3 protein-coding genes are annotated in these 6,012 nt (G+C 49.7%); 2 read left to right on the forward strand and 1 reads right to left on the reverse strand.

Annotation, left to right across the window (positions count from 1 at the left end; genetic code table 11):
* Window positions 1–28: 28 nt before the first annotated feature.
* Window positions 29–3,445 (forward strand): caspase family protein, encoded by a 3,417-nt coding sequence (locus NTW95_01590; protein ID MCX6556118.1) that lies wholly within the window; start codon window positions 29–31, stop codon window positions 3,443–3,445.
* A 72-nt stretch (window positions 3,446–3,517) separates the two neighbouring features.
* Window positions 3,518–5,719, forward strand: a complete 2,202-nt coding sequence (locus NTW95_01595) for a hypothetical protein (protein MCX6556119.1) — start codon at window positions 3,518–3,520, stop codon at window positions 5,717–5,719.
* Window positions 5,720–5,729: 10 nt separating this feature from the next.
* Here NTW95_01595 and NTW95_01600 read toward each other — a convergent pair.
* The coding region (locus NTW95_01600; GenBank protein MCX6556120.1) for a class I SAM-dependent methyltransferase at window positions 5,730–6,012 on the reverse strand (283 nt) is incomplete at its 5' end.

Genomic DNA, 6,012 nt, shown 5'->3' on the forward strand with positions numbered 1-6,012 from the left:
AAATCCGTTGATAAATCAGGAGCAGTCAATGGATCCTTACAAAAAAAAACAGGGCCGGAATTGGAGTAAGATGATCTTTCCGGTATTGTTGATCGTGATTATCTCAGTGATACTATGGAAGTTCCTTTTGCCACCGGCGCCGGAATCCTTGGACAGGGCTGGCCGGGACAATCAGAATGACGATGCGAGCGGTTCCGATTTTTTAAAGCAACCGATTTCATTCAATATCCATTCTGAAATTCCCTCAAAAAATCAGGAAACCCATGAGAATTTTTCCCTGCGCTTCGATACGCCGGGACATACCGGCCATGTGACCGACCTCCTTTTTTTTGATCAGGGGAAAACATTGCTTTCGGCTTCCCTCGACGGCACGATTCGCGTTTGGAATATTGAACAAAAAAACAATCCGGTCCTGGTCTCTACCATTCGCGGTGTATTAAATAAAGTTTTGGAATACATTGAATTTCCATCCCTTGAGGATAGCAGATATTTCTTCGGACGGATTCACGCTTTGGCCATCTCCAATGACGGCACCTATCTGGCCACGGCAGCTTCCTCCCGGATCAGACTGTACAATCTTCGCCGCAAAAGCATGATCGGTGTTTTCAGCCACCATAGCGGCGCCATTACCGATTTGGCTTTCTCCCCGGACGGAAATTCCCTGGCATCCGCGTCACGTGACGGCACGGTCAAGATTTACGATTTGGTCCGTATCCGGGATTTTGATGAAAGAGGCATCCACCTCGAAAATATGCAGTTGAATTCCGTGAAGACATTGTCACCCGATGGCAGCCCGGTCCTTGAGATTTGTTTCTCTTTGGAAAGCCTGGCCGTTGTTTCCCAAAATGGCTCAATCGGGTTGTATGGATGCCAAAATTTCACCCAAACGGCCGGGTTCAATGATCCGCTGCTGACTGTAACCTGCGCCAGTTTTTCCCATAGCGGGAAATACCTGCTGGCTGGAACTGATAACCACAGCCTGATCCTTCTATCTCCCCAGGCCAAAAAACTCCAGGATTTTTCAACGCTTGCGGATACTCCGCGTAAAATCTGTTTTTCTCCCGATGACCGACAAGTGCTGATCAGCTGCAGCAATGAAAGCGGCGGCGGCTCCTTGCACAGTTTTTCTTTTCCGGATGGCAGGAAAATCAGGGATTTTCCCGTTAAAAATCGGCCGATCGGAGCCATTGCATCGGCAGCCAAGGAAGGTTCGGTTTTTTGGACTGCAGCCGATAATGCCCTGCATGAGATCACGGTCTGGGATGAAAATGGCGAAACATATTGTGCGCTTCCTCCCGGAGCCTTGTTGGTAAAAAATGTCCAGCTTTCTCCTGGCGGTACGATCGGACTCGGAATTTTCGGGAACATGGACGAGGCCAGACGGTTCATCCCGGTTGCACTCTGCTTCGATGCGAAAAAACTTGTTTTACGACCTGTTGCAGCCGATGATCGATTGAACGGGGCTGTTCAAGTAATGGATCAAGTAAGTGTGATGACAACCGATGCAACACGATCCGATCTTGCTGTTCTTAATAACCTGACCAGGATTCAGATCAGCCAGGACGATGAACCGCCGAGGTTTATTCTCAGCGGTCCCCTGAATGGCGATATGCAATATGCAAGCACCTTTGCCGGTAAAAATTTGCTGGTGTGCGGCGGCCGCGACGGGATTCTCCTGGTTTATGACTTGAAAGGCAACTTGGTCGGCCGCTTGAACGGCTCTGAAGGGGATATCCTTGCTCTGGCCGGAAATTCCTCTAAACCGCAAGTTGTCGCTTCTGCTTCCGATCATGCAGTCAGGATGTGGGACTTGAGCCAATTGGAATACGAAGTTAAAAGAGACGACTCCGCCAGTGAGGATATGCCATTTATCATCAGCGAAGCGGCAGAAATCATGTCCAGGCTTGGAACTTTTAAAAAGGATGCCGTGGCTTTGGAAAAAGAGATGAGCCGGCTATTCCTGGAAAATGTCGAAGACTGGCATGCCGCCGGACAGTATTTACGTTTATTGAAATTAGCCAGGATAAAAGCAATCGAACCTACGATGTCCCTGGCGTTGTTCCAAAACAATGAATGGCTGGCCTGGCTTCCCCAAGGATATGTCGCCCTGAGTTCTCCGCAGGTGATGAAATATTTTGGCTACCAGGCGGATTATATGAATTTTAATAGAAGGGAAAATTTAAAGTTTCTCACTTTCGATCACTTGTACGACAAGATGTTCCGCCCCGACCTCGTTAAATTAGCGGTGAACAATAATGAACAATTCAAAAAATTTCTCAATGCCAACAAGGAGGACGATTTTTTCTACGAAGCCCTCGTGCTTAATCCTCCACCGGAGGTAAGTATACTGTCTCCGGTCAATGGACAGCATGTCGCTGGTAAGGCTGTGGACGTGAAAGTGAAAATCAAGGATATGGCGGGGGGAATCGGGGATGTGCGCATCTATCACAATGGTAAACTGGTCTCGTCCAGAGGCGTATTCCGAGCTTACCAGAGTGGAACCGAGTATATAAAATCATCCCCTATTGAAAAAAAACGCGTGATCAGCAACAAGGAATTCTTTGCGGAAAAAGGGGACATGGAAGAAACAATCACTGTTCGGCTGGTTCCCGGGAAAAACAACATTTCCTGCGCCGCCATGAATTATCGCAATACCGTCAAGTCCGCCATGGTTTTTTGCGGAGTCTTCAGTTCCCTGCCCGAGCAAAAGCCCCGGCTTTTTTCTCTGGTAATCGGCAACAACAATTTCCAAAACCCAACGATCAACCTGACTTTCACCCATTTCGATGCCCTGGGTGTCGCAGAAATGCTGCGGAAAAACGGCAAATGTTATTTCAGTGACGTGATCGTGAAAACCATGCTGGACCCGAAAAAGGAAAAACTGCAAGCGGCACTGACGGAATTGCAAGCCCAAATGGATCCGCTCGATACATTCATATTTTTTGCTTCCTCACACGGCGCCCTGTTGGATGACCGTTTTTGTATTGTAACAGCTGATTACGAGAGCGGTGATCTGAATGACAGCAACAGCATCAGTGGTGATGAATTGATGGAAACTACGATGAAGATGCCGGCGCTGCAGCAGGTGATCATCCTGGACACCTGTTTTGCCGGTTCTTCCAGCTGGACATTCAACGATTTGTACGAGACCCGTTTGCAGACGTTTTCCCTCGGCTCCGGCCTGCACATCCTTTCCGCTTGTTCCCCATATGAATATTCCGCTGAAGGCTTCAACCAGCATGGAGTTTTCAGTTATTACCTGATCAAGGCACTGGATGGGGACGCCGATTACTACGGCAACCAGGACGGGCAGGTATCGGTCCTCGAAGTATCCCAATACATCCGGGAACAAATCAAATCGTCTCCAGTCGAATTTCAGTCCCAGTCGCCGATGCTGTCAGAATTCGGAAAGGATGTCATTCTGGTCGACCGGCATAAAGAATAATTGCCAATGCGGAGCAATTAGGAGATCATGACCATCATTGACATCCATGGGTAATTTCTTTAAAGTGCGGTTATGAAAGTTGGGACGCTTAAATTTGTGGGCTTCGTATCGGTCCTGTCGGCCCTGATTGGAGTCTCGGTCATTTTTATGGCAACGATGACCGGCCATGATAAATATCGGGAGAAGCTCATCCGCCAACCCGTGCGCCCGATCGCGGGCTCCCTACAGGTGGCGGCAAGCTATCCGCAAAAAACCAAAGACAAAGTGCTGTTGCTGGAAATAGAAATCAACGCCGAAAAAAACGACGGCCAAGCCGCCGTGATTTGGAATGGCTCCGAAATAGACCGCATCCCGGCCTACGGTCATCATTTTGTCAGGATTCCCAAAACATCGTTTTTAGAAGCAGGGAATACCTTGTCGCTGCAGGGATTGGCAACGGACAGCGTCGTAGCCACCTTGGAAATAAAGAATTTGTACGGATTTTCGACCGGCGTGCTGCAAGGGGTCATGGTCCTTCCCGGTTCGGCATCGCTGAAACGCCTGCCGCTGTGGCTGGCGCTCGCATTGGCGGCGCTGTTGATGGTCCTCCCGCTGGCCGCGCCGCACACGATGTCGCTGGCGGCGAAAAACCGCTGCCTGCGCTATGGAGCCGCGGCCGTTATTGTTTTTTTTCTCGCCATTTTGGCGATGCCGCTGCTTTTCGCCGGCCGGGTCTATCTCGGATTGCCCACGACGGCGATACTGCTCGCGGCAATTTACTGGCCCGGGCTCTGGCGGGTCATAAAGGCCATGGCAGCCCTTTTTCAATCCCGTGTCCAGCCCTGGATAAAACGGAAACTGCTGCGCCTGGATTTCTCCCCGTTGGAATGGAAAATCCTGGGCGGCCTGGCCCTGGCGGCCATTTTCATCTTCTATGCCGCCAACCGTCAACGCTACGTCGGCGCGGCCGATTGGTACGGGTACTATGCCGAGTCGCTGCTGTTCCGCCAAGGCCAGTTAACGATGAAAACGGCTTATCCTCCCGCCCAATACCCCGCCTTTGCCCCCCTGGGATTCTATGTGGCGGGTGATAAAATAATTCCCCAATATCCGCCCGGATTTCCACTGCTGATGGCCTTGTTCGGGTTGATGGGTTTGGAATTCTATGTCAATGCCCTGGCCGGCGTACTGACTGTTTTGCTTCTCTATCTGATCCTAAGAAATTCGGTCAGCCGCGGGATGGCCTTGCTGTTTGCGTCGCTGTGGGCTTTCTTGCCTATCGCCATGTACATCAGCGTCAGGATCATGAGCGATCTGGTTGCGACCCTCTTCATTCTCATCGCTTACTATTCTTTCACCCGCAATAAAATTTTCTGGTCCGGAGTGGCCTTCAGTTATGCCGTTGTGGTCCGACCGATCTCCGTATTGTTTTTTATCATTTTCCTTCCACTGCTTTTCAAAAAGAAAAAATTCTGGCATTTTTGTTTTTCGGCCGGCATCATCGGGTTCCTGTATGGCCTTTACAACTGGGCCGTATTCGGCAAACCTTGGATGACTGGGTATCAGGGAGTTGCCGATGAATTGACCGGCACTGTTTTCTTTCACCATTTTGTTTATTACGGCAAGACCATTCTCATCCTCATGACTCCGCTGCTGCTCATCCCGGCGCTGCTGGCCCTGATGCGCCGCAAACCCCGTAGCTTGTTTTATTTCTCCTGGCTGGGTTCGTTCTGGCTTTTTTATTCATTCTGGAAATCCGGAGCCGATTCCTGGTGGTATCTGCGTTTCCTGCTTCCCGGATTGCCGGCCCTGTTCATCCTTTCCGCCATCGGCATGCAGGATATCCGCGCTCAACTGCTAGCCTGGAAGCCCCGCTGGCAGAAGCTGCCGCAGGCCGCAGCTTTCCTGATCCTACTGCTACTGCTGCCCTACTTCATCGCTTTTTCCGATCGAAATTGGGTTTTTTCCGCGGACAAGGGGGAGATGTATTATCAGGCAACCAAAAAAATGCAATCACTGGTGCCGCCGGACGCATTGGTGGGAGGCATAGAGACGAGCGGCCCCATAAGGCTTTATGCCGGCATGGAATCCTTTCGTTGGGATCAACCACAAAGTTTCAAACTGATGTACGATTTTTTAAAAAAGAAACGGCCATTGTACCTGTTAATCGAACCCTGGAATAAGCAGCACCCGATCATTGAAGAAATCGCGCAAACTTTCAATGTAAAACATATAGCGATAATGCCCGATCCCATGGGAACGCTTTTGGCCCAGGTTTCGCTCCGGGAAGAATAGGCCGATCCACTTACGCGGTCTTTTGCATGACACAAACCAAGGACAGGCCCTCTTTTGAAAATGTGATCCGATCAATCATTTTCCAAAAAGGCACAAAAAAATCGTACCCATTCATCTTGCTTTTGGGAATCGTATTTTTTTTGGATAATTTTCCGCCCAAAAACCATGCCGGGATTCCCATCGCATTAAAGTAAAATAAATTGGTCGCATTCTCGTGCTTCGACAGCAATTCCCTGAATGTTTGCTTATTATACCGCTTGTAATGCTGCAGGGATTTGTCGATGCCATTGTAT

Source organism: Candidatus Aminicenantes bacterium, assembly GCA_026393795.1.
Classification (GTDB): domain Bacteria; phylum Acidobacteriota; class Aminicenantia; order UBA2199; family UBA2199; genus UBA2199.

Excerpts from the sequence above, each read along its gene's own strand:
- NTW95_01590 (MCX6556118.1), top strand. The coding sequence starts at position 29 with ATGGATCCTTACAAAAAAAAACAGGGCCGGAATTGGAGTAAGATGATC.
- NTW95_01595 (MCX6556119.1), top strand. The coding sequence starts at position 3,518 with ATGAAAGTTGGGACGCTTAAATTTGTGGGCTTCGTATCGGTCCTGTCG.